Consider the following 22,933-nt stretch of genomic DNA (forward strand, 5'->3'; position numbering starts at 1 on the left):
GGAATACATCTTCCACGCGAGTAGTTGTGCCGACAAGCAAGGACAGAACGAACCGGCTAGGGAGCGGTCATGCAGTTCGGAATCTTCTCGGTGGGCGACGTCACGACCGACCCCACCACGGGCGTTACGCCCTCGGAGCACGAGCGCATCAAGGCGATGGTCAGGATCGCGCTCAAGGCCGAAGAGGTCGGTCTCGACGTCTTCGCCGTCGGAGAGCACCACAATCCGCCGTTCGCCGCGCCGGCGAACCCGACGGTGCTGCTCTCGAACATCGCGGCACAGACGGAGAAGATCGTCCTCTCGACGTCCACCACCCTCATCACCACCAACGACCCGGTGCGGCTGGCCGAGGACTACGCCATGCTGCAGCACCTCGCCGACGGGCGGCTCGACCTGATGATGGGCCGCGGCAACACCGGCCCGGTCTACCCGTGGTTCGGCCAGGACATCCGCCAGGGCATCCCGCTCGCCGTCGAGAACTACGCGCTGCTGCACCAGCTCTGGCGCGAGGAGGTCGTCGACTGGGAGGGCAAGTTCCGCACCCCGCTGCAGGGCTTCACCTCGACCCCGCGCCCGCTCGACGGCGTGCCGCCGTTCGTGTGGCACGGTTCGATCCGCAGCCCGGAGATCGCCGAACAGGCCGCCTACTACGGCGACGGATTCTTCGCGAACCACATCTTCTGGCCGACCTCGCACTTCCAGCAGCTGATCGCGTTCTACCGGCAGCGCTACGAGCACTACGGGCACGGCAAGGCCGACCAGGCCATCGTCGGGCTCGGCGGGCAGGCGTTCATCCGGCCGAAGTCGCAGGACGCGTGGAACGAGTTCCGGCCGTACTTCGACAACGCGCCGGTGTACGGGCACGGCCCGTCGCTGGAGGACTTCACCGAGCAGACGCCGCTGACCGTCGGCAGCCCGCAGGAGGTCATCGACAAGACGCTGACCTTCCGCGAGCACTTCGGCGACTACCAGCGCCAGCTGTTCCTGATGGACCACGCCGGCCTGCCGCTGAAGACCGTGCTGGAGCAGCTCGACCTGCTCGGCGAGGAGGTCGTGCCGGTACTGCGCAAGGAACTGGCGGCGAAGCGGCCGGCGCACGTGCCGGACGCACCGACGCACGAATCGCTGAAGGCGGCTCGCGAAGCGTCGGCCGTCACCGCTTGACCTGGGTTTCGCCGGACTTAGTGGAGAGGTCATGACTGCACGCACCATCGCCGTGGTCACCGCGGGCTTGAGCCAGCCGTCGTCGACGCGGCTGCTGGCCGACCGGCTGGCCGAGGCCGCCCGCGCCGCGCTGGCCGACGACGACGTCACGGTCAAGGTGTTCGAACTCCGCGACATCGCGGTGGACGTCACCAACAACATGCTCACCGGGTTCCCCAGCCCGCAGCTGCGGGAAGTGATCGACACCGTGACCCGCGCGGACGGACTGATCGCCGTGACGCCGGTGTTCACCGCTTCCTACAGCGGGCTGTTCAAATCGTTCTTCGACGTGCTGGACAAGGAAGCGCTCGACGGCAAGCCGGTACTGCTCGCCGCGACGGGCGGTACGGAGCGCCATTCGCTCGCGCTCGACTTCGCGCTACGGCCGCTCTTCGCGTACCTTCGCGCGACTGTGGTGCCGACGGGTGTGTACGCCGCTTCGTCGGACTGGGGCAGTGTCGAGGCGACGGGCGCACTGCAGCAACGCGTGGAGCGGGCTGGTCGCGAGCTGGCTCAGCTGGTGGCGGCGGCACCCGAGGCGAAGCCGGACGACGAGTACGCCTCGGTGTCGTTCGACCAGCTGCTGGCTGGGCACTAAGGGCTGCTCCTCGCGGTCAAGATCGCCTGCGGCGCCGGGGTTTCCGGGTTGAGGAGAAGTTCGGCCTCGACGGTGAACCCGGCGTCGCGCAGCCAGGACGTCATGCGTTCCCGAGGGCGGCGGTGCACCAGGAGCTTCATCGGGTGACCGCCGTAGCCCTCGGTTTTGCGCTGGACCTCGTCGCCGACGTGGAACAGCAGCTGCAGCACCCCGCCGGGACGCAGGGCTTGGCGGAAGTTCGCGAGAACGGCCGGGAGCAGGTCGTCGGGCAGGTGGATGACCGACTGCCAGGCCACGATCCCGGCCAGCGAAGCCGCGGGCAGCGGATCGGTCATCGAACCGACCTCGAACCGCACCCCGGGATGGTCGCGCCGGGCGACCTCGATCATGCCGGGGGAGAGGTCGACGCCGTACGCGGCGACGCCCAGTCCGTTGAGGTGGGCGGTGACCTGACCGGGGCCGCAGCCCAGGTCCGCGACTGGGCCGTCGCCGACCTGTTCGGCGAATAACTCCAGCGCGGCAAGCAGATACGGTTGCTTGCCGAGCGCTTCGCGGACGAAGACGGCGTAGTCCTCCGCCACGGTGTCGTAGGAAATCCGCGTGTCGGTGAGCCATTCCATGTCAGCCTGCCGGGGTTTGGGCGATGAGAACGGTGGCGCGCGTGGTCCAGCCGAGTGCTGAATACAGCCGCTGACCGTCCGCGGTAGCGACGAGAATCCCCGTGGTCGCTCCGTGCGTGACGGCGGCTTCCGCGAGAGAACTCATCACCACGCTGCCGAGACCACGGCGGCGATGCTCCGGGACGGTTTCGATCCGGTCCGCGATCGCGTCCGTGCCGACCACTGCCATGGTTCCGCGCGCCGCGACGCCCGAATCGGGATGTCGCAGCACGGTTTCGACCACGACCCCGTTCATCGTGGTCGCGCACGTATACGGCGGCGGAGCTGGCCGGTGCGGATGCCCGCGCAGGTGAATGGTCATCAGCGACTCACGCTCGTCCCGCAGCACCAGCCCGGCGGCGCGGGCGATCTTTTCCGCCGTCTCGGGTTCGTTGGTGGGCACGGTGAGCCAGGTCGGGCGCGACGCGGCGGCTGCCTCGTCGGCGAGCGCGCGCAGCGAATCCGGCGACAGCGCGATGATTTCGCGATGCCGACCCGGCTGTCCGAGCAGGACATGCAGCCCGCCGCGGGCTTCTTCGGCCGGACGGAATCTTCGGGAGACGCCCCATCCCGCCTGCCAGCGGCGGATGAGGTCAGGCAGTGTTTCGACCACGCTGAGCAGCTAAGCACGCACCACCGACAAAAACCGGAAAGGTCCAGTATGGACAGTCCGGCTGGCAGTACCGCGAAACCGGCGGCACACTGGCCCGATGGGATTGGGCAAGCCGGTGCGGCGAGTGCTTTTCGCGGCGGTCGGCGGGGTGCTGGTGGTCGTCGGGGTCGTGCTGCTCGTGCTGCCGGGTCCGGGGCTGCTGCTGGTGCTCGCCGGGCTGCTGGTGCTGGCCGCGGAGTTCCCGGCGCTGCAGCGATTCGTCGACCCGGTGCGGACACGGGCGATGCGGGCGGCCGAGGACAGCGTGTCCTCCCCGCTGCGGATCGCCGGTTCGGTGCTCGCCGGGCTCGCGCTGCTGGCCGCGGGCATCGTGTGGGGGACGGTCCGGTGGCTTCCGCTGAGCGGGTGGAGCACCGGGACGAGCCTGATTCTGTCGAGCTTGATCCTGTTCGCGTTGCTGATCTGGAGCTATCGGCGGGTGCGGGCGAAGCGGGAAGAGCCGTGAAGGACTCCTTGAGGGAATTAGATTCCCTCAAGGAGTCCTTCACGGACCGTCAGGAGGCGTAGAGCTTGGCGACCTCCGCTGCGGAAAGCGCCCGGTCGTACAGGTGCACCTGGTCGACCGCTCCGTTGAGGAAGTCGACCGGGTTGCCGCCGTACTTGCCGCGGCCGATCACTGTGTGTCCGGTGGACGCTTCGCCGAGACAGACGCTCTTCGACGCGGCGAGCTGACCGTCCACGTACAGCGCGAGCTGCCCGGTAGCGGCGTCGCGTACGCCGACCAGGTGGTACCAGCGTCCTGCTTCCGGCGTGATCGGTGCGAGAGCCCGCGTGCCGACGAAGCTGAACGCCAGCTTGTGGTCCGCGCCCGAGTACTGCAGGAAGAACGCGCTGTGGTCGTTACCGTCCTGGCTCACCACGGTCTGGAAGCCGTCGCCGACCGCGTTGAACTTCACCCACGCGGCGACGCTGTAGCTCAGGTCCGTCTTCGCCAGCGCGGCGCCGGTGTCGGCGTACTGGCCGGAGCCGTTCACCGCCAGGGCCGAACCGCTGTGTCCGGCGGTCCAGGAAGCGCCTCCGACGAGCGTCGCGTCGTGGTGGCCCACGGTGTCCGCCGCGGTGGTGCCGCTGTTCTCGTCGAACGGGTACGCGGCGATTCCGTCGATGCCCGGGGTGCCTGGCGGGATCACCGGGCCTTGTTGCGGTGTGCCGTCAACGCCCTTGATCACCGACAGGTTCGCGGCCCGGACAGCGGCGAAGTCCATCTTCTTCACCTGACGGTCGTAGGTGAAGAAGCCGTTGACCTCCTTTTCGACGTCGGTGGTCTGCGTGTACACGCCTGCCGAGACTCCGCATTGCCGTCCGGCGAGCAGCAGGCGTTGCTGGAGTTCGCCGTAACGGCGGGTGAGCGTCGCGCTGTCCGGTTCCATTTCGTACGCGAAGCTGCCGGCCGGGTCGAATTGGTGTCCGTCGACCTTCAGGCCCAGGCCGCCGTACTCGCCGTCGACCGCCGCGCGGTTCGCGTCCGGCACGGGGGTGCCGGGGCCGGTGTAGGTGTGGTCGTCGTAGAGATCGCCGCGTCCGCTGTCCGGTTCGGAGCGGCAGCAGTTCACGCCGGATTCGGCGTTGACCAGCCGGGTCGGATCCCAGGCCTTGACCTGGTCGGCGATCCGGCCGACGGCGTAGTCGCCCCAGCCCTCGTTGAACGGCACCCAGGTGACGATCGACGGGAAGCTGCGGTGCTGGTCGATCATCCGGTGCAGTTCGGATTCGAAGTTCGCCTGCGCGGCGGGCGTCGCGTCGACGTCGTCCTTCATCGCGGGCATGTCCTGCCACACCAGGAGACCGAGTTTGTCCGCGTAGTAATACCAGCGGTCCGGTTCGACCTTGATGTGCTTGCGCACCATGTTGAACCCGAGCGCCTTTTCCTGTTCCAGGTCGAACTTCAGGGCCGCGTCGGTGGGCGCGGTGTAGATGCCGTCCGGCCAGAAACCTTGGTCCAGCGGGCCGAGTTGCATCACGAACTTGCCGTTGAGCATCATCCGCTGCTTGCCGTCCGCGGTCTTTCCGATCGAAACCGACCGCAGCCCGAAGTACGTGCCGACACTGTCCCCAGAGGACAGTGAGACGCGCAGGTCGTACAGGAACGGATCGTCCGGCGTCCACAGGTGCGGGCGGTTCACCTTGAGTTTCAACGGGGTGTTGGCCGGTCCGGACGCGTAGCCGACGACGCGGCCGTGGTCGTAGGCGACCGCTTGCACCCGCTGGTTCACCGGTCCGCCCACGACGGCGTTGACGGTGACCGATCCGTTGGCGACGTCCGGCGTGGTGTCCACGCGCGAGATATGGGCCGGGGTCACCGGTTCCATCCAGACGGTCTGCCAGATTCCGGACGACGGGGTGTAGAAGATTCCGTCGCCGGGTTTGCGCTGTTTGCCGAGCGGTTGCCCGCCCGCGTCGTTCGGGTCGGTGACCCCGACGACGACTTCTTGGTCTTTGCCGGTGGTGAGCGCATTGGTGACGTCCGCGGAAAACGCGTCGTAACCGCCGGTGTGCCGGGCGACCTGATGGCCGTTGACCCACACCGTGGTGTCGTAGTCGACCGCCTGGAAGTGCAGGATCAGCCGCTGGTCCCGGCCGCCCACGTGCCAGTTCTTCGGCACCTGGAACGTCCGCCGGTACCACATCGACGTTTCGTGCCGCATGATTCCGGACAGCGCGGATTCGACCGGATACGGGACGAGGATTCGTTCGCCGAGGCCGCGGTTGATCGGCGGGGAATCGCCCGGTTTGGCGGCGGAGAATTCCCAGACGCCGTTGAGGTTTTGCCAGTTGTCGCGGGTCATCTGCGGCCGCGGGTATTCGGGAAGGGCGTTGCTCGGCGAGACCTGATTAGTCCACGGCGTGGTCAGGGGAGGGGTGAGGCGGTGCCATTGCGGCGGATCAGCCGCGGCGGCGGGGACACTCGACAACCCGGACACGGCCACGGCGAGCGCGGCGGCCGCGGTGGCCAAACGACCGGGTCTGCGGACAGGACGGACCATCGTCGAACCTCCTAGCAACAGGTGGATCTCCGGTGAAGGGGTCAGGCGCGGCGGGAACGGGCGAGCAGCCGCTGGATCACGACGACGACCAGCAGGAACGCGCCGCTGACCACCGTCTGGTAGTTGGAATCGAGAGTGCCTACCTGGTTGATGACGTTCTGGATCAGCGTCTTCAGCAGCACGCCGACGAGCGTGCCGATGACGGTTCCGGCACCGCCGGTGAGCAGCGTTCCGCCGATGACGACGACGGAAATCGCGTCCAGTTCCGTGCCGACGCCGAGCACGGTGACGCCCGATTGCAGGTATGCCGCGGTGAGCACGCCGGCGAATCCGGCGAGCGTGCCGCTGAGCGCGTAGAGGGTGATTTTGGTGCGGGCCACCGGAAGCCCCATCAGCAGCGCGGACTGTTCCGCACCGCCGAGCGCGAACACCGACTGCCCGAACCGGGTCCGGCGCAGCAGCAGCCCGCCGAGTCCGAAAAGGACCAAGGCGAGGTACACCGGCACGCCGATGCCGAGGATCTTGCCTTGCCCCAGCCAGAGCAACGCCGATCCTGGCTCCACTTTGTACGTTGTCGCGCCCTCGTTGGTCAACGCCAGCAGGAGTCCGCGAGCGAACAACAGCGAGGCGAGCGTGACGATGAACGGCGCCATTTTCGTACGGGCGATGAGGAGACCGTTGACCAGGCCGATCAGTCCACAAACGACTAGTGGCAGCAGGATCGCGACCACTAAACCGTATCGGGACCCGTACGCGGCCAGCACGCCGCCGAGCGCGTACACCGAGCCGACGGACAGATCGATTCCGCCGGAAATGATCACGAACGTCATGCCGAGCGCGATCACTGCCAGGAAAGAACTTTGCAACGCGAGGTCGCGCAGGTTGTCCGCGGAGCCGAAGCGGGGGAAGGCGAACCACGCGGCAACGACGCCGAGCACCAGCACGACGGCCGCGCCTTGGCGTTGCAGGACCGCGGCGAACGCGGCTCCCCGTTCCGACGGCGGGGCGGCGGTGGTCGCGATCATCGCGTGCTCCGTTCCCTGGCGACGTAGACCGCGACGACGATGATGGCGGCCTGCACCATTTGCGCGGCAGAATCGGGCAGGTTGTGCTTGATCAGCGTGGCGTGCACCAATTGCATGAGCAGCGCGCCGAACACCGTGCCGAGCACGCGTACCCGGCCGCCGGTGAGCGGAGTCCCGCCGACCACCACTGCGGTGATCGCGGAAAGTTCCATCAGCAGACCGAGATCGTTCGGGTCACTCGCGGCCAGCCGCGCGGTGGACAGCACCCCGGCGATCGCCGCCAGCGCGCCGGACATCGCGTACACGCCGATCAGGACGCGTTTCACCGGCAGCCCGGCGAGTGTCGCGGCAGGACGGTTGCCGCCGACCGCGACCAGGTGCCGTCCGAAGGTGGTGCGCCGCACCAGCAATCCGGCCAGCACGGAGAGAACCGCGGCCACCAGCACCATGATCGGAACTCCGAGCACGTCGCCGGTGCCGAGCGCGAGGAAGTCCGGGTTGTGCAGCTGCACCAGCTGTCCGTGCGCGATCACGAGCGCTAACCCGCGCCCGCCGACGAGCAAGGCCAGTGTCGCGATGATCGGCTGAATCCCGAGCTGTGCTACCAGGAACCCGCTGAACAGCCCGGAAACGACCCCGGCGATCAGCGCGACCACGATCACCATCAGCGGCCCGGCCCCGAGGTACAGCGGGACGAGCGCGGCGGCGACCGACATCACCGAACCCACCGACAGATCGATGCCCTCGGTGCCGATCACCAGCGCCATGCCGAGCGCGACGATGCACACCGGCGCGGCCTGCACCAGCTGCGTGCGGAAGTTCGCGGCGGAGAGGAAGTTCTTCGTGAAGGCGATGTTGAACAGCAGCAGCACGACGACAGCCAGGTACACGCCGTAGTTCTGCAGCCAGCTCGTGACGCGGGCGCGGTCAGGTCTCGTCAGTGTCGCGGTCGACATCGTTGTCACCCCCTGCGGCGATCGCCGCCAGCACGTTGTCCTCGGTGATCGCGTCGCCGGCCAGTTCGGTGGCGACGCTGCCGTCGCGCAGCACGACCACCCGGTCCGCGCCGTCGAGAAGCTCCTCCAATTCGGACGAGATCAGCAGCACGCCAAGCCCGTCCTGGGCCAGTTCGTCGATGAGCGCCTGCACCTCGGCCTTGGCCCCGACATCGATGCCGCGAGTGGGCTCGTCCAGCAGCAGCACTTTCGGCCCGGTGGCGAGCCAGCGCGCCAGCAGCACCTTCTGCTGATTTCCGCCGGACAGCTCGGACACCTTCTGCTCCGGGCTGGATGCCTTGATCCGCAACCGTTCCATGAACGTCTTCACCACCCGATCCTGTTTGGACCGGCTGACGAAGCCGAAAGTGGACAGTCGCGGCAGGGCGGCGAGCACGATGTTCTCGCGCACGGACAGATTCGGAATGATCCCGTCGGCCTTACGGTCCTCGGCGAGCAACGCGATCCCGGCGCGCATCGCGGCGGAGATCTTCCCGCGCTTCAACGGCTTCCCGGCCAGCAGCACGGTTCCGCCGTCGAGCGGGAACGCGCCGACCACCGCCCGCGCGGTCTCGCTGCGACCGGACCCGAGCAGCCCGGCCAGCCCGACGACCTCGCCCGGCCGCACACTCACCGAAACGTCGTGCAGCTTGTTCCCTCCGGACAAATGAGCGGCCTGCAGCAACGGTTCTCTCTCGGCGTGATGCTCCTCGCCGAACGCGGTGACACCCTCGGCGCGGATCTGCTTGATCTCCCGGCCGAGCATCATCGACACCAGTTCGATGCGCGGCAACGGCTTCAGCGGTCCACTGTGGACGACACGGCCGTCGCGCAGCACCGTGACGCTGTCGCAGACTCGGTACAGCTCGTCCATCCGGTGGCTCACATACAGCACCGAGATGTCCTCGGCGTGCAGCCGGGCCAGCACCTCGAACAAAGTGTCCACTTCGCGCGGTTCGAGCGACGACGTCGGCTCGTCCATCACGACCACACCGGCCTTTGTGGACACCGCACGGGCCAGCGCGACCATCTGCTGCGCGCCGACCGCGAGCGTGTGCAGCGGACGCCGCACGTCGGTGTCGATCCCGTAGCCGCTGAGCAGTTCGCGCGCCTGCTCGTTCATCGCGGACCAGTCCACCAATCCGGTGCGGGTGCGCGGTTCCCGGCCGAGGAAGACGTTGCTCGCCACGCTCATCAGCGGAACGAGGTTGACCTCCTGGTAGATGGTGGAGATCCCGGCGCGCTGCGCGTCGATCGGCCTGCGGAACTCGACCGGCTCGCCGAGGTGGCGCACTTGCCCCTCATCCGGCCGGTACACGCCGGTGAGGACCTTGATCAAAGTGGACTTGCCCGCGCCGTTTTCCCCGACCAGCGCGTGGACTTCGCCGCGGCGCAGGCGGAAGGAGACGTCGTCGAGGGCCACGGTGCCGGGGAACCGTTTGGTCACCCCGGTCACCTCGAGCACTGGTGCGGTCATGGTCGCCGCCAACGCGTCGGCCGTGCTCGTCATCAGTACGCGTTCCCGACCTTCTGGGCCGCGTTCGATTCGTCGTAGGAGTCGTCGGTGATGACGATGCTCGCCGGGATCGGCTTGCCGTCCGCGAACTGCTGCAGCGTCTGGAACGCCAGCTGCCCGAAGCGCGGGTTCGATTCGATCACCGCGTTGTAGCTGCCGTCCACGATCAGCTGCACCGCGTTGCGGGTGCCGTCGACGGACACGACCTTCACGTCCTTGCCGGGATTCTTGCCCGCGGTCTTGAGCGCGTTGACCGCGCCGATGCCCATCTCGTCGTTCTCCGCGTACACCGCGGTGAGGTCGGGATGGCTCTGGATCAGCTGTTCCATCACTTGCTGGCCCTTGGACCGGTCGAACTCGCCGGTCTGCTCGGCGACCACGGTGAGGCCGGGCGTCTTCGCGAGTTCGTCCTTGAACCCCTTGGTGCGGTCGGTGGTCACGTTGTTGCCCGAGGAACCGAGCAGGATCGCGACCTTGCCGGTGCCGCCGGTGGCCTTCGCGAGCGAGGCGGCCGCGCGCTGGCCCTGTTCGATGAAGTTGGACCCGATGAAGGTGAGGTAGTCGGTGCACGGCTTCGACGTCACCTGCCGGTCGATGGTGACCACCGGGACCTTCTTCGCCTTCGCCGCGTCGAGCGCGGGCTGCAGGCCGTCGGAGTTCAGCGGAGCCACGATCAGCAGCTGCGCGCCCCGGTCGAGCAGCGATTTGATGTCCGAGATCTGCTTGTTGAGGTCACTCTGCGCGTTCGTGGTGAGCAGGTGGTCGGCCGGGATGCCGAGCTTGCCCGCCTCGCTGCGGATGGACTGCGTCTCGGCGATGCGGAACGGGTTCGCTTCCTTCTCCGACTGGGAGAAGCCGACGATCGCGGTCTTCGGGTCGAGCTTCGGGTACCCGGTCTTGTCGATCGTGCAGCCGTCGGCGCTCGGCGCGGCGGACGCGGCCGAGGCGGCCGGACCGGAGCCATTGCTCTGCGCGGCCGGGGTTTCCTCGCGGCTGGTGCACCCCGCGAGCACGAGTGCCGTGGCGGCGCCGGCGACCAGAGCGAAGCGGGTGGGGACGGACGGGGACACGGCGGACTCCTCGCAGCCGACGACTGGGGCAACCCGCTCGACGGCGTGACCTCCGTCACGACGCTGAGCTGCGGCTATTTTTACATCGTTGGAACAACGTTGTAAACAGGCAAAACGTCGCTACACTACGTGGTCGTCGGGGCTGGTGCCGGGAGCCTCGCGGGCTCGTGATGGGCTCTGGGCCGACAAGATGAGGAGTCAGCGTGGCCGTGACCCTGAAGGACGTCGCGACGCTGGCGGGCGTTTCGGTGAAAACCGTGTCGAACGTGGTGAACGGCTACGCGTTCGTGAAGCCCGAGAACCGGCGGCGCGTCGAGGAAGCACTGGCCGCGACCGGGTACCGGCCGAACGTCGGCGCGCGCAACCTGCGTCGCGGGCGGACCGGGTTCCTGGCGCTGATGGTGCCGGAGCTGAGCATTCCGTACTTCGGCGAGATGGCCGGGCTGGTGATCACCGCCGCGCAGCGCCGGGGGTGGAGCGTGCTGATCGAGCAGACGCAAGGGACCCGCGACCGGGAACGGGCCACTGTGGACTCTCTGGGCCCGCATCTGGTCGACGGCGCGCTGGTGCATCCGGAAGCGCTCGAAGCGGCGGATTTCCCGGACGCGGAAGGGAAAATCCCGTTCGTGCTGCTCGGCGAGCACGCGGTGGACGTCGCGCTGGACCGGGTGGCGATCGACAACGTGCGGGCCGCGCACGCCGCGGTGTCGCATCTGGTTTCGCTCGGCCGCCGCCGGATCGCCGCGATCGGCGCGAACCCCCAGCGCGGGACTTCGTCGCTGCGGCTCGCTGGCTATCGGGCGGCGCTGGCTGATGCTGGTTTGCCGTCGGCGGATTCCTTGGTGGAGCCGGTGGCGAAGTATCACCGCGCCGAGGGGGCGGCGGCGATGAAACGGTTGCTGGCGCAGGAAGACCCGCCGGACGCGGTGTTCTGCTTCAACGACCTGCTGGCGGTCGGCGCGCTGCGGTCGGCCGCCGAGCACGGGCTTCGCGTGCCCGGCGACATCGCGATCGTCGGCTTCGACAACACCGAGGAAAGCGCGTTCAGCCTGCCCGCGCTCACCACGATCTCGCCGGACAAGGCGGCGATCGCCGAGGCCGCGATCGACCTGATCCATCGCCGCCTCGCCGGTACCGAGAGTGCCGAGCCGCGTTCGGTGCAGCCGCCGTTTTCGCTGGAGATCAGGGAAAGCACGGTCGGTTCTTAGAGCAGCCGCACCGCCAGCACGAGGATCACCGCGCTGGACAGCAGTGCGGTGCCGAGCCGTCCGCGCGGGCCGGTGAGCCCTCGGCCGAGCAACGCGCCGCCGATCGCCAGCAGCAGTTGCCAGCTGGCCGATGCAGCGAACGCGGCGGCGGCGAACACGGTGCCGTTGGCGGGCCGGTCGCCGAGCACGAGCGCGGTGAAGTAGATGATGGTGGACGGGTTGAGCAGGGTGAGGCCGAGCAGGGTCGCGTAGGCCCGCAGTGGGTGTGGTTCCGTTGCCAGCAAAGGGGTTTCGGCGGACCGGTAGCGCCGGATCGCCCGGACGGCGGTCCACGCGGCGAGCACGAACAGGGCGGCGGCGGAGGTCAGGCGCAGGGGAGTGGTGATCGGGGCGAGCAGCGGGGCCAGCGCGGCGCCGCCGGTAGTGGCGAGAACGGCGTAGACGCCGTCCGCGGTGGCCACCCCCATCGCCGCGGCCGCCCCGACCCGCCACGACGTACGCGCGGTGAGTTCGACGAGGTAGACGCCGATCGCGCCGACCGGCATGGCGATCCCGTACCCGGCGATGAGCCCCGCGACGAGCGCGGCGCTCATCGGACGGCCTGGGTCGTCCCTTCCTTGGCCGTCTGCTGCTTGCCGTACGCGGAGAGGCAGCGGTACGGATGGCGGCGGGCGGGTTCGGTGGTCATGGGCGGAATACTCGGCTGCCCGAAGGGGAATGGGCAACCGAATTTCCGGTTACTCGCCGCGGACCGAGATCTTGTCGATCACTGCAGCCACCGCTTCAGGCTGCGAGAACAGCGGGTAATGGCTGGCGTCCAGTTCGACACACTCCGCCCCGGCCCGGTCAGCGAGCCACCGCTGCAGATCCGGATGGAGGATCCGGTCCTCTGTGGACACTGCGTAAGCGGTCGGCAGATCATGCCAAGCGCCAGGCCCGCTTGGAGCGACGAAACAACCGGAGTGCGTCCGCCGTTGCACCGCGGCCAGCGCGGCGGCTCGCTCGGGCGGTACGTCGGCGGCGAGCGCTTCGGGGAAGAGGTTCGGGTCGAGGAAGGACCAGCCATCCTCGTGGAACACCATCGCGCCAACGCCGGGGGAGTCCGGGAACTGGGAGTTCAGCGAGGGAATGGTCTCGCCTTCGTCGGGGACGTACGCCGCGACGTAAGCCAGGGCGGCGACCTGCGGATTATCCTTAGCCGCACCGGAAATCACCGTGCCGCCGTAGGAATGGCCGACCAGCACGACGGGGCCGTCGAAGCTGGCGACTTCCCGGCGGACCTCAGCGATGTCGTCGGCCAGCGTGGTCAGCGGCAGGTGCACCGCGCGAACCCGGTGGCCGTGCCGTTGCAGCACGGGAATCACGTCGAGCCAGACCGATCCGTCGCCCCAAGCTCCGTGTACCAGAACGATTTCCGCCATGGATGCCTCCTTCATCTCGAAGGCAAGCCAACCACCGCCGGCGTGCGGGCACTCCCGAAAACGGCGGGATGCGGGGCATTCCGACCTCAACCCGGCCCGGAACGGCGCTATCCGACACCGGCCCCTTGACAGCGAAGCGGCGGCCGGGACGCGCCCGGCCGCCGCTTCGCTCACTGCTGGCTCAGCCGACCTGCGAGTGGTCGTAGATCCGCTGCTGCGGTCCGGAGACCGCGCTCAGGCCGTTGGCCCACAGCCGCTGCACCCGGGCGGCTTCCTGGGCGTTCGGGTTGGCGTTGCGGCAGGACGGGCCGGGGCCGCCGCCCGACATCAGCTCGGAGCACGGGCCCGAGTAGTGGTCCGGCAGGCCGAGCACGTGACCGGTCTCGTGCGCGGTGATCCGGGTCTGGTCGTACTGCCGGGCCTGGCTGTAGTCGATGAAGATGGTGCCGTGGCCGTGCCCGTCGGTCTGCGCGTACGAGCCGCGCGGGTCGTTGCCCTCGGTGTAGCGCAGCGTGGCCCCGGACGAGCGCTCGACCAGCTTCACGTTGGTCACCGCGCGGTTCCAGTTCGCCGCGCCCGCGTTGATCGCGGCCCGGAACGACGGCGCGCCCGACGTCGAGTAGTAGACCGTGGCTGCCGCGACCGCGGAGGGGGCCGGAGCGGCGACCGCTACGGCACCGGTGAGCGGGGCGGCCGCCAGGGCGAGCGCGGCCGCGCCGGACAGCATGAACTTCCTGGACATAAGAAAGCTCCTGGGGGATGGGGGAGTTTTGCCGGGTTTGCGCGCGCTCAACCCAAAGTAGGCAGAAGCTCCCGGATTGTGACCCCCCATTCGTACGGTCTGGCAACTGGTGATTTCCCAGCACTAACGGAGGGTTGACAACCCGGTCACCACGGCTGCATCTCGTCGTCGTCCTCGCCGGCCGCGCGGCGGCGGTGCGGGCCGGACGTCGGGCGCGGCGGTTCGGGCGCGGCCGGGGGCGGCGGCGGGGTGGTGCCGGGAGGCGGCATCGGCGGACGGCTGTGGGTCGCGCCGCTCGGCGGGGGCATCGGGCGGCCGTACGGCGCGCTGCCCGGCGGAGTGGCGGTGCCCGGCGGAGGTCCGGAGTAGCGGGCGGGCTCGGCCGGGGGTTCTGGCTCCTGCTCTTCCTCGGGTTCCGGCAGGTACGACTTGACCACGTTCATCATCTCGCTGTCGCCCGCGATCGGCTCGAACGCGTCGATGACGTCGCGCGACACCTGGCGCTGCGCTTTCCCGTAAGCGTCCATGATCGAGGCGGTGAGCCGGGCACCGCCGTGCCGCAGGGCGCGATCGTCGATCTCGAGGTTCTTGAGCGCTCCGTTCGGCGTCACCGAGACCGACACCAGCCCGTCGCCGGATTTGGCCCGGCCCTCCGCGGTGCTCAGTGTTTCCTGCAGCGCAGCGCTTTTCGCCCGCATCTCGTCAATCCGCCGCTGGAAGTCGTCCAGCCACCCCTGATCGTCCACCGGCGAACGCTATCGACCGCCGCCGCCCAGCCGGTGAACCTCGGATGGCGCACGGGCTACGAAATGATCGCCATCAGCGGCGGGCCGGAGCGGCCGAGGGCAGCGCGAGCGGTAACAATGGGCAGGTGTCCGAAGAAGTCCAGGCCCGCACGCGCAACCGCTGGGGCGAGGGCGAACGGCTGCGCGGGGAAATCCTCGCCGCGGCCAGCAGGCTCCTGTCGGAACTCGACGGCGAGGACGCGCTCACCATCCGCGGCGTCGCGCGCGCCGTCGGCATCGCCCCGGCCAGCATCTACCAGCACTTCAGCGACCGCGCCGCGCTCGTCACCGGGCTGGCCGAGCACGAGTTCGGCCGGCTGCGCGCCGCGATGGAGGCGGCCGAATCCCGGGTGCCCGCCGGCGACGCGCCTGCCCGGGTGCGCGCGCTGCTGCACGCGTACTGCCGCTTCGCGATGGACAACCCCGGCCACTACCGGCTGATGACCGCGAACGGGGCCAGCCGCACCGCCCCCGGGGTCCGGCCGCACGGTCCGATGATCGATCTCATCGACCTGATCACCGCCGCGTTCGCCCGCTGCGCCGAGTCCGGCGCCGCGCTCCGGGTGCCCGCCGACCGCGCCGGGGTGATCGCGTTCGTCGGCGCGCACGGCCGCGTCGCGCTGTTCCATTCGTCCGGCAGGAGGCCGGGCGAGGACATCGTGGTGAGCTTCGCCGACGAGCTGCTGTCGCTCATTTTCGCCTGAGCCACGGGCGTTTTCTTCCGTTTGCCATGATCGTCCACGGCCATCCTGGTGATCTTTGGACTCAGGTCTGGGCAATCGTTCACCAAAACGCCTAACATGTGTTCGGTAAGTATCCGAACGATCGTTTGGTGACTTGTCCGCCAGGAGGCTGTGATGCCGGAGGCTCAGACCGCAGAACCGGGGCCGACCCAGTTCCCGATGACCCGCGGGCGCTGCCCGTTCGATCCGCCGCCCGAACTCGGCCGCAAGCTGCGCGAGGAGCCGGTGTCGCGCGTGCGGATCTGGGACGGCAGCGAACCGTGGCTGTTCACCCGTTACGAAGACGTCCGCGCGCTGCTCACCGACCCGCGCGTGAGCGCCGATCCCGAGCGAGACGGCTATCCGGCGCAGACGCCCGGGGTCAAGGCGCGGCGCACCCGGTTCAGGTCGTTCATCGGCATGGACGACCCGGAGCACGCGGCCCAGCGGCGGCTGTTGACCGGCGATTTCATGGTGAAGAAGGTCCAGCGGATGCGGCCGCGGATCCAGCAGATCGTCGACGAGCTGCTCGACGAGATGCTGGCCGGTCCGAAACCCGCCGACCTCGTGCAGGCGTTCGCGCTGCCGGTGCCGTCGCTGGTGATCTGCGAACTGCTCGGCGTGCCGTACGCCGACCGCGACTTTTTCCATCGCTGCAGCAAAATCCTGGTCTCGCGGGAGGCGACCGTCGAGGAGACGCTCGCCGCCACCGAGGAACTGCTCGACTATCTCGCGCGGCTGGTGGAGAAGAAGATCGACGATCCCGCCGACGACGTGTTCAGCCGGCTCGCGACCGGACAGGTCGCCACCGGCGCGATGACGGTCGAGGAAGCCGCCGCGATGGGGCAGCTGCTGCTGGTCGCCGGGCACGAGACGACGGCGAACATGATCGCGCTCGGCACGGTCGCGTTGCTGGAGAACCCGGACCAGCTCGCCGCGGTCCGCGACGGCGACGACGCGTTGCTGGCCAACGCGGTCGAAGAGCTGCTGCGCTACCTGACGATCGTCCACTCCGGACGCCGCCGTGTCGCGCTCGAAGACGTGGAGATCGGCGGGCAGACGGTGCGCGCGGGCGAGGGCTTGATCGCGGCCACGGACGTCGCCAACCGCGACGAGACGCAGTTCCCCGAGGCGGACAAGCTCGACGTCACCCGCAAGGCGCGCCACCACGTCGCGTTCGGCTACGGCGTGCACCAATGCCTCGGTCAGCCGCTCGCACGGGTCGAACTGCAGGTGGTGTACCGGACGCTCTACCGGCGGATTCCGACGCTGCGGCTGGCCGCGCCGGTGGACGAGCTGAAGTTCAAGCACGACATGGTCGTCTACGGGGTGCACGAACTCCCCGTGACCTGGTGAAAGGAGTCGCGAGATGAAGGTGGTCGTCGACCAGTCCCGTTGCGTCGGGGCCGGGCAGTGCGTGCTCGTCGCGCCCGAGGTGTTCGATCAGCGCGACGAGGACGGGATCGTCGTGCTGCTGCAGGAGGACCCGCCCGCGGAACTGCACGCGCAGGTGAAGGACGCGGCGCAGCTCTGCCCGGCGCTCGCCATCGAGGTGGACGGCTGAGCCGGCGGCCCCGGCGGTCCTTTATCCTGTAAGGGGAAAGGGGTCGCCGGTGGTCGTGTTCGCGGGGCAGGGCGACGCCCGCCGTTCGATGGAGCTGCTGTGGCGCGCGGGCACGGAACCGCGCAGCGCGCCGGGGCCGAAACCCGCGCTGAGCGTGGATCTCATCGTGGGCGCGGCGATCGAACTCGCGGACGCCGAAGGCATGTCCGCGCTGTCGATGCGCGCGGTCGGGGAGCGGCTCGGGCGCACGGCGATGGCGCTGTACACGTACGTGCCGAGCAAAACCGAGCTGATCGACCTGATGTGCGACCAGGTGTTCGGCGATCTGCGCGACGACCACGATCTGTCCGGCGGCTGGCGTCCCGCTTTGGCCGAGCTGGCCGGCGACCTGTGGGACTTCCATCTGCGGCACCCGTGGCTGTTGCAGGTGTCCTACGCGCGGCCGGTGCTGGGTCCGGGGGAGTTCCGGATGCAGGAAACGCTGCTGCGAGTGCTGTTCGCGACCGGGCTGCCCGCCGGTCAGGTACGGCGGTTGGTGGGCGCGCTGCTCAACGTGGTGCGCGGCGCGGTGCAGATCGCCGCCGAATCTCGGCAGGCGCTGAAGGAAACCGGACTGTCCGATGAGGACTGGTGGCGCGCGCGGACGTCGGCGCTCGGCGAGCTGGCCCCGGATCTGGCGAAGCGGTACCCGAATGTCGCGCGGCTGGGCGAGGAGAGCGCACCGCCACCCGCGGGTGTGTCCTATTTGGAGCATGAAGCGCGGTTGAGCTTTGACGCGGGGGTGGCGGTGCTGGCCGACGGGATCGAGGCGGCTATCGCTTCCGCGCCTCGATCAGGTACCGCGTAGTCGTCGCCACGAACGGCCCGTCCTGCAGTTCCTCGTGCAGCTCGCGCAGCCGGGGCAGGTATTCGTCCACAGTGAACCCTGGCACCATCCAGACCACCTTGCGCAGGAAGTAAATCACCGCGCCGATGTCGTGGAACTCAGTACGCAGCTCCTCGAAACGCAGGTCTACTACTTCGAGCCCGGCCTTCTCCGCTGCGGCCTTCGCGTGGTCCGGATGCCGTCCGTTGCGCACCTCCTCCGGCTGCGGCCCAAGGAAGTACTCGACCAGCTCGAACACACTCCACGGCCCGACCTGCTGCGACAGATAGCTCCCGCCCGGCTTGAGGACACGGGCGATCTCGTCCCACCAGACAGTCACCGGATGCCTGCTGACAACCATCTCGAACGTGTTGTCCTGGAACGGAAGCGGCGGTTCGTCGGTGTCCGCGACGACCGTCGCACCTCGTGGTTCGAGCAGCGCGGCGGCCTTTTCGAGATTCGGCGGCCACGATTCGGTGGCGACCGTCAGCGGCGGCAGCACCGGCACGCCCGCCAGCACCTCGCCGCCGCCGGTCTGAATGTCCACAACGGACCGGACGTTACGCAGCCGTTCGCCGAGCAGCCGCTGATACCCCCAGGACGGCCGCTGTTCGCTGGCCCGTCCGTCCAGCCAGGAGAAGTCCCAGCCGGCCACCGATACCGACGCGGCCTCGTCCACCAGTTCGTCGAAGGTACGCATCCGGTGATCGTCACAAATTCGGCGCGGGCGGGCCACTCGATTTTCGCTGCGGCGCCGGCGGCACGGGTTTGGCGGCGACCACCGCGGCCAGCGGGACGACGACCAGTCCGCGTTTGGTCTCGACGGTGCAGGTCTCGGCGTCCCGGGCGCGAAGCGGACCGAGGGCGTCGGTGAACCCGCCCTCGATCCGGTACCGCACGACGACCCGTGTGCCCAGCGGGAGTTCCGTCAGCGGAGTCACCGGGACAGGTGTGCGTTCAGCTCGTCGTCGCTCGGTTCCACGAGGTGGCTGCCGTCCGCGAAGACGATGGTCGGGATGCGGCGGGCGCCGTCCTGCAGTTCGCGTACGCGGGCTTCGGCGGCAGCGTCGGCCTCGACGTCCACGTAGTCGTACTCGACGCCCTTCGCGTCCAGGAGCGCGCGGCTGCGTTTGACGTCCGGGCACCAGCTCGCGCCGTAGACGATCGGGTTGCTCATGACACTACCTCCGAGGGGACGACAGCGGATTTGCCTTCGGCCGCACCGGGTTCCGGGTGGCCGAGGAAGGTGAGCCAGTCGCGGAACACGCGGTGCACGGCTTCCGCGCCGACGGGTTCGCCGGGTGCCGGGAATTCTCGCGGATGCAGCAGGAAGCCGCGCTGCTGCGGTCCGCCGAGCCCGCCGTGCGAGCCGACGTGCCGTTCAAACGGCGAGGACTGGTCGGAGTCCGCGTCGTACCGGCTGTTGATCATGATGTCCGCGCAATGCGGGAAACTGTCGACGCGCTGGACCAGCTCGGCGGCGTACGGACCGTAGCCGGCCAGCGGGTCTTCGCCGATCACGACGCCGGTGGCCAGCCGCTTCAACCCGTCGCGACCGAGCACGACGGGACCGAATTCGCGGCTGCGGACCAGCAGGAATCCGACGCCGTCGTGGTCGACCAGAGTCGGCAGGAGGTCCGGGTACTCGCGTTCAATGGTCTCCAGTTCGACCCGGCCCTCGTGCTCGGTGAACGACACCATCGCCAGATGTCCGGAAACGACGGCAACGACGCCGGGTGCGACGCGGGTGACCTGCCCGGGCGAGCCGGTCGCGGTTCGCGGGCGGTTCTCGGCTCCTTCCGCGCCTTCGACCCGGGCCCGCAGCCTGCGGGCGATCAGGCCACCGGTCGCGGTCGCCTCAGCGAGTGCCGCGTTGACCTGCCAGCTTTCCGCCTGCCGGCGCTTTCCGTGCTCGGCAACGGGTGCGCCGCCGCAAAGCCGTCCGACCAGCGCTTCGATGGTTTCGCCGAACCGGTCGACGAACGCCTGGCCCTGCGTCTGCCCGTGATCCGACAGGCCGACGATGTGGTACTTCCGCGGCGCGAGCCGTCCGGCGCGCAGCAGCCGCGCGAACTGCTGGTCGATCGACCGCAGCACCTCCAGCGTGTCGAACCGCTCGATGCCGGAGTGGTGCGCGACCTCGTCGTAGCCGAGGAAATCGGCGTACACCACGGGCCGTCCGGCGAGCATGTCGCCGATGATCGCGGACACCACGACGTCGCGGGCGATCACCGTCGTGCCCGGCCGGGCGAGCGGGTAGACCCCGCCGCGCGGGATCCGCGGCAGCACCCCGGCGCGTCGCTGCTTAGCCGCCGCGGACAGCTCCCGGACCACGTCGGCGAGCGCGACGCCGAAGGTCCGCAACACGTTGACCGGGTTGGCGAAGTAGGCGCGATACCCCGCGCCGACCCGATCCCGGCGACGTTTGCGCGGCGTGAGGACCGGCACCGAACTCATGGTGAGGCTGACGTGCGGGGCGTCGCCGGAGAAGAGGTTGCCGTGGCTCGCGCCGCCGATCGACAGCAGGCCCTTGCCGTCGCTGTGCCGCCGCTCGATCTCGGCCGCGTCGGACGGATGCGCGCACGCCATGACGTGGTCGCGATCCTTTTCGTACCAACGGAAACCGAGGATGTCGTGGTTGGAGCCGTGCAGGATCCCGCAGACGCTCGCGCCGGTCTGCGAACTCCAGTCGGTGTGCCAGCGGGTGAGCGAATGCGTGCCCTCGGACAGCCACGCGGCGAAGGTCGGCATGTCGCCGTCCCGCACCGCGCGGCGGACGGTGTCGTAACCGAGCCCGTCGATCTGCAGGAAGACGACCCCGGGCGGTTGATCGGCGAAATCGGTGCGGTGCTTCGCTTTTCGCCGGCGGCGAGCGGCGCGGCGGAAGAAGATCTCGTCCTCGTCGACCGCCAGCACGCTGGAGATCACCGCGCCCACGGCGGACATCGCGACGGTGATGACGACCGCCGTCGAGAAGCCGTGCAGCTCGACGCCGGGCACGGCCTGCAGGATCGCGAGCGCGGCGGCGCTGAGCAGGATGTACGTGCCGACGCCGAGCGTGAAGTACGCGATCGGCCACGCGACGCGCACCACGAGCGGCCACACCACAGAGACGAGCAGCCCGAGGATCAGCGCGCACACCGTCGGCTGCCACCACGACTGCATCGTGAACCCGTCGAGCCACGCGTCGAGCAGCCGCAACGCGCCGGTGACCGCCACCCAGACCAGCAGGACCCGCGCGACGACCCGGCCGCCGCGCAACAACCGGCCCTTTGCCGGAGCAGGTGCGGTCATCGGTGTCCTCCCGTCTGATGGGCTGCTCGTCGTTTGGAGATCAGCGTGGTCAGCACCGTCACCAGCAGCACCAGGACGGTGGCGAGCAGCGTCGCGATGAGCGGCGAGTCGAAGATGCCGCCGCTGAGGATGCCCAGCAGCGAGTACGCCACCGCCCACAGCACGCAGGCCAGGAGCCCGGACGGCAGGAACTTGCGCCACGGGTAGCCGAGAGTGCCCGCGGCCAGCAGCACTGGGATGCGGCCAGCGGGTACGAGGCGGCCGATCACCACGAGCTGCCAGCCGCGCCGCGCGAACTGCTCGCGGCCTTTCGCGAGGCGTTCGGCCTGCTGGCGTCGTTCCACGAAGCGCAGGAGCGGTTCGCTGCCGAATCTCGGGACGGCGAAGGTGATCACGTCGCCCAGGTAGGCACCGGCCACCGCCAGCAGGATGACCAGCGGAAGGGAGAGGTGGTCGGTGGTCATCGCGACTGCCGCGGCCGCCCCGACGACCGCGCCGGTCGGGACGATCGGGATGACGGAGCCGAGCAGCACTCCGCCGAACAGCGCCGGGTAGCCGATCGCTGACGGGTCGGTCCAGTTCACCCGCGCTCCTCGCGAGTGGGGAGCAGGACGTCGGTGCCGGGGCGGGTGTGCAGGACCTTGGTGTCCAGGCCGTTGCAGCGGACGTGGTGCGCGAAGGTGCGCGGCGGTTCCACGAGGAGCCGGCGCATGCGCGCTGTGCGGTGGACGCCGGGGACGGCGAGGGTGCCCCAGTGGACCGGGACCGCGGTGCGGGCCTGCAGCAGAGCGGCGGCTTCGGCGGCTCGTTCCGGGGTGAGGTGGCCTGGGCCGAGGTTCGGGCCCCAGCCCCAGACCGGGAGCAGCGCTACGTCTACCGGGCCCAGGTCGGCCATGCCGGGGAAGAGGTCGGTGTCGCCCGCCGAGTAGACGCGGGTGCCGTCTCCCTCGAGGAGGTGGCCGAGGGCGGGGCTTTGCGGGCCGTGGGTGAGGCGGGGGCCCCAGCGGTGCCCGGAGTGGACGGCCTCGGTGGCGGTGATGGTGAGGTCGCCTGCGGTGACGGATTCCCCGGGGGAGATTTCTTCTACGGCGGTGAAGCCGTGGCTGGTCAGCCAGGAGCCTGCGCCTCGCGGGACGACGATTCTGGTGTGGCGGCCGAGGAGTTTGAGGGAGGGGAGGTGGAGGTGGTCGCCGTGGAGGTGGGAGATGAGGACGATGTCCACCGCTGACCAGGCGGAGATGTCTGGCTTGGGGACTACCCGGGTTAGGGGGCCTACCCAGCGGGTGAGGACTGGGTCGGTGAGGGCGACCTGGCCGGCTAGTTCCACGCGGGTTGACGCGTGGCCTAGGAAGTGGAGGTTCAGGCTGGTCACGGGTTCGAGTATTGCCGGATGTGGCGGGGGATGCTCGGCGGAGTGGCGGGGCGCACCCTTGCGGGCGATGGGTGTTGTGTGCGGCTCGTCGCCTGGCGGCGACATTGCGGCTGGTCTGTGTGGGGCACCCCGAAGCCTGATTGTGATGACGGTCTGAGGGTGCTTGTCAAGGCGGGAAAGATGCCTTGACAAGCACCCTCAGACCGCATTTTGGCTTCGTATCGGGGTGCGGGGGTG

General features: G+C 69.1%; 25 protein-coding genes. 8 read left to right on the forward strand and 17 right to left on the reverse strand.

Features of this window, described 5'->3' with window-relative positions; translation table 11 throughout:
• Positions 1 to 69: 69 nt before the first annotated feature.
• Positions 70 to 1,164 carry an LLM class flavin-dependent oxidoreductase gene (locus RPX00_RS20365; protein WP_406641464.1) on the forward strand — a complete coding sequence of 365 codons (1,095 nt, stop codon included), beginning with the start codon at positions 70 to 72 and terminating at the stop codon, positions 1,162 to 1,164.
• Positions 1,165 to 1,195: 31 nt separating this feature from the next.
• Complete coding sequence (locus tag RPX00_RS20370; protein ID WP_406641466.1) at positions 1,196 to 1,801, forward strand: FMN reductase; 606 nt, start codon at positions 1,196 to 1,198, stop codon at positions 1,799 to 1,801.
• On the opposite strand, the gene RPX00_RS20375 is transcribed toward RPX00_RS20370, so the two are convergent.
• Positions 1,798 to 2,421, reverse strand: coding sequence for a class I SAM-dependent methyltransferase (locus tag RPX00_RS20375; RefSeq protein ID WP_406641468.1), 624 nt, complete (start codon positions 2,419 to 2,421; stop codon positions 1,798 to 1,800). The genes RPX00_RS20370 and RPX00_RS20375 overlap by 4 nt on opposite strands.
• A 1-nt stretch (position 2,422) precedes the next feature.
• On the reverse strand, positions 2,423 to 3,073 hold the full coding sequence (locus RPX00_RS20380) for a GNAT family N-acetyltransferase (protein WP_406641469.1): 651 nt from the start codon (positions 3,071 to 3,073) through the stop codon (positions 2,423 to 2,425).
• Positions 3,074 to 3,170: 97 nt separating this feature from the next.
• Between RPX00_RS20380 and RPX00_RS20385 the strand changes: the two genes are divergently transcribed.
• Positions 3,171 to 3,578 carry a PGPGW domain-containing protein gene (locus RPX00_RS20385; protein WP_406641472.1) on the forward strand — a complete coding sequence of 136 codons (408 nt, stop codon included), beginning with the start codon at positions 3,171 to 3,173 and terminating at the stop codon, positions 3,576 to 3,578.
• Positions 3,579 to 3,627: 49 nt separating this feature from the next.
• Here RPX00_RS20385 and RPX00_RS20390 read toward each other — a convergent pair whose 3' ends face one another.
• From RPX00_RS20390 to RPX00_RS20410, 5 genes are read right to left on the reverse strand one after another with little or no spacing between them, the layout of a single operon-like run.
• Positions 3,628 to 6,117 (reverse strand): LamG-like jellyroll fold domain-containing protein, encoded by a 2,490-nt coding sequence (locus RPX00_RS20390; protein ID WP_406641474.1) that lies wholly within the window; start codon positions 6,115 to 6,117, stop codon positions 3,628 to 3,630.
• 41 nt (positions 6,118 to 6,158) lie between these two features.
• Positions 6,159 to 7,142, reverse strand: coding sequence for an ABC transporter permease (locus RPX00_RS20395; RefSeq protein ID WP_406641476.1), 984 nt, complete (start codon positions 7,140 to 7,142; stop codon positions 6,159 to 6,161).
• Entirely contained in the window at positions 7,139 to 8,098 is a 960-nt protein-coding gene (locus RPX00_RS20400; RefSeq protein ID WP_378303190.1) for an ABC transporter permease, read from the reverse strand. The genes RPX00_RS20395 and RPX00_RS20400 overlap by 4 nt, the downstream gene beginning before the upstream one ends.
• A complete protein-coding gene (locus RPX00_RS20405) occupies positions 8,070 to 9,647 on the reverse strand; it encodes a sugar ABC transporter ATP-binding protein (protein WP_406641477.1) in 1,578 nt (525 codons plus the stop codon). Before RPX00_RS20405 ends, RPX00_RS20400 begins: the two co-directional genes overlap by 29 nt.
• Positions 9,647 to 10,723, reverse strand: coding sequence for an ABC transporter substrate-binding protein (locus tag RPX00_RS20410; RefSeq protein ID WP_370940037.1), 1,077 nt, complete (start codon positions 10,721 to 10,723; stop codon positions 9,647 to 9,649). The genes RPX00_RS20405 and RPX00_RS20410 overlap by 1 nt, the downstream gene beginning before the upstream one ends.
• 203 nt (positions 10,724 to 10,926) lie before the next feature.
• Here RPX00_RS20410 and RPX00_RS20415 point away from each other — a divergent pair, with 203 nt between their 5' ends.
• Positions 10,927 to 11,931: a LacI family DNA-binding transcriptional regulator gene (locus RPX00_RS20415; RefSeq protein WP_406641479.1), complete on the forward strand. Its 1,005-nt coding sequence runs from the start codon at positions 10,927 to 10,929 to the stop codon at positions 11,929 to 11,931.
• On the opposite strand, the gene RPX00_RS20420 is transcribed toward RPX00_RS20415, so the two are convergent.
• The 4 genes from RPX00_RS20420 to RPX00_RS20435 all read right to left on the reverse strand — a co-directional run bounded on the left by RPX00_RS20420 (position 11,928) and on the right by RPX00_RS20435 (position 14,840).
• A complete protein-coding gene (locus RPX00_RS20420) occupies positions 11,928 to 12,524 on the reverse strand; it encodes a LysE family transporter (RefSeq protein WP_406641481.1) in 597 nt (198 codons plus the stop codon). The two genes, RPX00_RS20415 and RPX00_RS20420, sit on opposite strands and share 4 nt — an antisense overlap.
• 144 nt (positions 12,525 to 12,668) lie before the next feature.
• A complete protein-coding gene (locus tag RPX00_RS20425; protein WP_406641483.1) occupies positions 12,669 to 13,352 on the reverse strand; it encodes an alpha/beta fold hydrolase in 684 nt (227 codons plus the stop codon).
• A gap of 181 nt (positions 13,353 to 13,533) precedes the next feature.
• The gene (locus RPX00_RS20430) at positions 13,534 to 14,094 is read right to left on the reverse strand and encodes a snapalysin family zinc-dependent metalloprotease (protein WP_406641485.1); all 561 of its coding nucleotides are present in this window, start codon (positions 14,092 to 14,094) and stop codon (positions 13,534 to 13,536) included.
• Positions 14,095 to 14,240: 146 nt separating this feature from the next.
• Positions 14,241 to 14,840, reverse strand: a complete 600-nt coding sequence (locus RPX00_RS20435; RefSeq protein ID WP_406641486.1) for a YbaB/EbfC family nucleoid-associated protein — start codon at positions 14,838 to 14,840, stop codon at positions 14,241 to 14,243.
• Between the two features lie 125 nt (positions 14,841 to 14,965).
• On the opposite strand from RPX00_RS20435, the gene RPX00_RS20440 reads away from it, so the two are divergent.
• The 4 genes from RPX00_RS20440 (at position 14,966) to RPX00_RS20455 (ending at position 18,012) form a co-directional block, all read left to right on the forward strand.
• Positions 14,966 to 15,583 (forward strand): TetR/AcrR family transcriptional regulator, encoded by a 618-nt coding sequence (locus RPX00_RS20440; protein ID WP_406641488.1) that lies wholly within the window; start codon positions 14,966 to 14,968, stop codon positions 15,581 to 15,583.
• 153 nt (positions 15,584 to 15,736) lie between these two features.
• Positions 15,737 to 16,957, forward strand: a complete 1,221-nt coding sequence (locus tag RPX00_RS20445) for a cytochrome P450 (protein ID WP_406641489.1) — start codon at positions 15,737 to 15,739, stop codon at positions 16,955 to 16,957.
• Between the two features lie 13 nt (positions 16,958 to 16,970).
• A complete protein-coding gene (locus RPX00_RS20450; protein WP_406641491.1) occupies positions 16,971 to 17,165 on the forward strand; it encodes a ferredoxin in 195 nt (64 codons plus the stop codon).
• 49 nt (positions 17,166 to 17,214) lie between these two features.
• Positions 17,215 to 18,012 (forward strand): TetR/AcrR family transcriptional regulator, encoded by a 798-nt coding sequence (locus tag RPX00_RS20455; RefSeq protein ID WP_406641493.1) that lies wholly within the window; start codon positions 17,215 to 17,217, stop codon positions 18,010 to 18,012.
• On the opposite strand, the gene RPX00_RS20460 is transcribed toward RPX00_RS20455, so the two are convergent.
• The 6 genes from RPX00_RS20460 to RPX00_RS20485 are packed head-to-tail and all read right to left on the reverse strand — an operon-like array spanning position 17,978 to position 22,696.
• Entirely contained in the window at positions 17,978 to 18,730 is a 753-nt protein-coding gene (locus RPX00_RS20460) for a methyltransferase domain-containing protein (protein WP_406641494.1), read from the reverse strand. The genes RPX00_RS20455 and RPX00_RS20460 overlap by 35 nt on opposite strands.
• A gap of 10 nt (positions 18,731 to 18,740) precedes the next feature.
• Positions 18,741 to 18,971: a ferrous iron transport protein A gene (locus tag RPX00_RS20465; protein WP_406641497.1), complete on the reverse strand. Its 231-nt coding sequence runs from the start codon at positions 18,969 to 18,971 to the stop codon at positions 18,741 to 18,743.
• Positions 18,968 to 19,207 carry a glutaredoxin family protein gene (locus RPX00_RS20470; RefSeq protein WP_378310851.1) on the reverse strand — a complete coding sequence of 80 codons (240 nt, stop codon included), beginning with the start codon at positions 19,205 to 19,207 and terminating at the stop codon, positions 18,968 to 18,970. The genes RPX00_RS20465 and RPX00_RS20470 overlap by 4 nt, the downstream gene beginning before the upstream one ends.
• Positions 19,204 to 21,324, reverse strand: coding sequence for a phage holin family protein (locus RPX00_RS20475; protein ID WP_406641500.1), 2,121 nt, complete (start codon positions 21,322 to 21,324; stop codon positions 19,204 to 19,206). Before RPX00_RS20475 ends, RPX00_RS20470 begins: the two co-directional genes overlap by 4 nt.
• Positions 21,321 to 21,908: a DedA family protein gene (locus RPX00_RS20480; protein ID WP_406641502.1), complete on the reverse strand. Its 588-nt coding sequence runs from the start codon at positions 21,906 to 21,908 to the stop codon at positions 21,321 to 21,323. Before RPX00_RS20480 ends, RPX00_RS20475 begins: the two co-directional genes overlap by 4 nt.
• Positions 21,905 to 22,696: an MBL fold metallo-hydrolase gene (locus RPX00_RS20485; protein ID WP_406641505.1), complete on the reverse strand. Its 792-nt coding sequence runs from the start codon at positions 22,694 to 22,696 to the stop codon at positions 21,905 to 21,907. The genes RPX00_RS20480 and RPX00_RS20485 overlap by 4 nt, the downstream gene beginning before the upstream one ends.
• Positions 22,697 to 22,933 lie beyond the last annotated feature (237 nt).

The organism is Amycolatopsis sp. WGS_07 (assembly GCF_045278895.1).
Classification (GTDB): Bacteria; Actinomycetota; Actinomycetes; order Mycobacteriales; family Pseudonocardiaceae; genus Amycolatopsis.

Excerpts from the sequence above, each read along its gene's own strand:
- RPX00_RS20420 (WP_406641481.1), bottom strand. The coding sequence starts at position 12,524 with ATGAGCGCCGCGCTCGTCGCGGGGCTCATCGCCGGGTACGGGATCGCC.
- RPX00_RS20470 (WP_378310851.1), bottom strand. The coding sequence starts at position 19,207 with ATGAGCAACCCGATCGTCTACGGCGCGAGCTGGTGCCCGGACGTCAAA.
- RPX00_RS20430 (WP_406641485.1), bottom strand. The coding sequence starts at position 14,094 with ATGTCCAGGAAGTTCATGCTGTCCGGCGCGGCCGCGCTCGCCCTGGCG.
- RPX00_RS20385 (WP_406641472.1), top strand. The coding sequence starts at position 3,171 with ATGGGATTGGGCAAGCCGGTGCGGCGAGTGCTTTTCGCGGCGGTCGGC.
- RPX00_RS20400 (WP_378303190.1), bottom strand. The coding sequence starts at position 8,098 with ATGTCGACCGCGACACTGACGAGACCTGACCGCGCCCGCGTCACGAGC.
- RPX00_RS20405 (WP_406641477.1), bottom strand. The coding sequence starts at position 9,647 with ATGACGAGCACGGCCGACGCGTTGGCGGCGACCATGACCGCACCAGTG.
- RPX00_RS20390 (WP_406641474.1), bottom strand. The coding sequence starts at position 6,117 with ATGGTCCGTCCTGTCCGCAGACCCGGTCGTTTGGCCACCGCGGCCGCC.
- RPX00_RS20445 (WP_406641489.1), top strand. The coding sequence starts at position 15,737 with ATGCCGGAGGCTCAGACCGCAGAACCGGGGCCGACCCAGTTCCCGATG.
- RPX00_RS20425 (WP_406641483.1), bottom strand. The coding sequence starts at position 13,352 with ATGGCGGAAATCGTTCTGGTACACGGAGCTTGGGGCGACGGATCGGTC.
- RPX00_RS20370 (WP_406641466.1), top strand. The coding sequence starts at position 1,196 with ATGACTGCACGCACCATCGCCGTGGTCACCGCGGGCTTGAGCCAGCCG.
- RPX00_RS20375 (WP_406641468.1), bottom strand. The coding sequence starts at position 2,421 with ATGGAATGGCTCACCGACACGCGGATTTCCTACGACACCGTGGCGGAG.
- RPX00_RS20395 (WP_406641476.1), bottom strand. The coding sequence starts at position 7,142 with ATGATCGCGACCACCGCCGCCCCGCCGTCGGAACGGGGAGCCGCGTTC.
- RPX00_RS20475 (WP_406641500.1), bottom strand. The coding sequence starts at position 21,324 with ATGACCGCACCTGCTCCGGCAAAGGGCCGGTTGTTGCGCGGCGGCCGG.
- RPX00_RS20460 (WP_406641494.1), bottom strand. The coding sequence starts at position 18,730 with ATGCGTACCTTCGACGAACTGGTGGACGAGGCCGCGTCGGTATCGGTG.
- RPX00_RS20365 (WP_406641464.1), top strand. The coding sequence starts at position 70 with ATGCAGTTCGGAATCTTCTCGGTGGGCGACGTCACGACCGACCCCACC.
- RPX00_RS20450 (WP_406641491.1), top strand. The coding sequence starts at position 16,971 with ATGAAGGTGGTCGTCGACCAGTCCCGTTGCGTCGGGGCCGGGCAGTGC.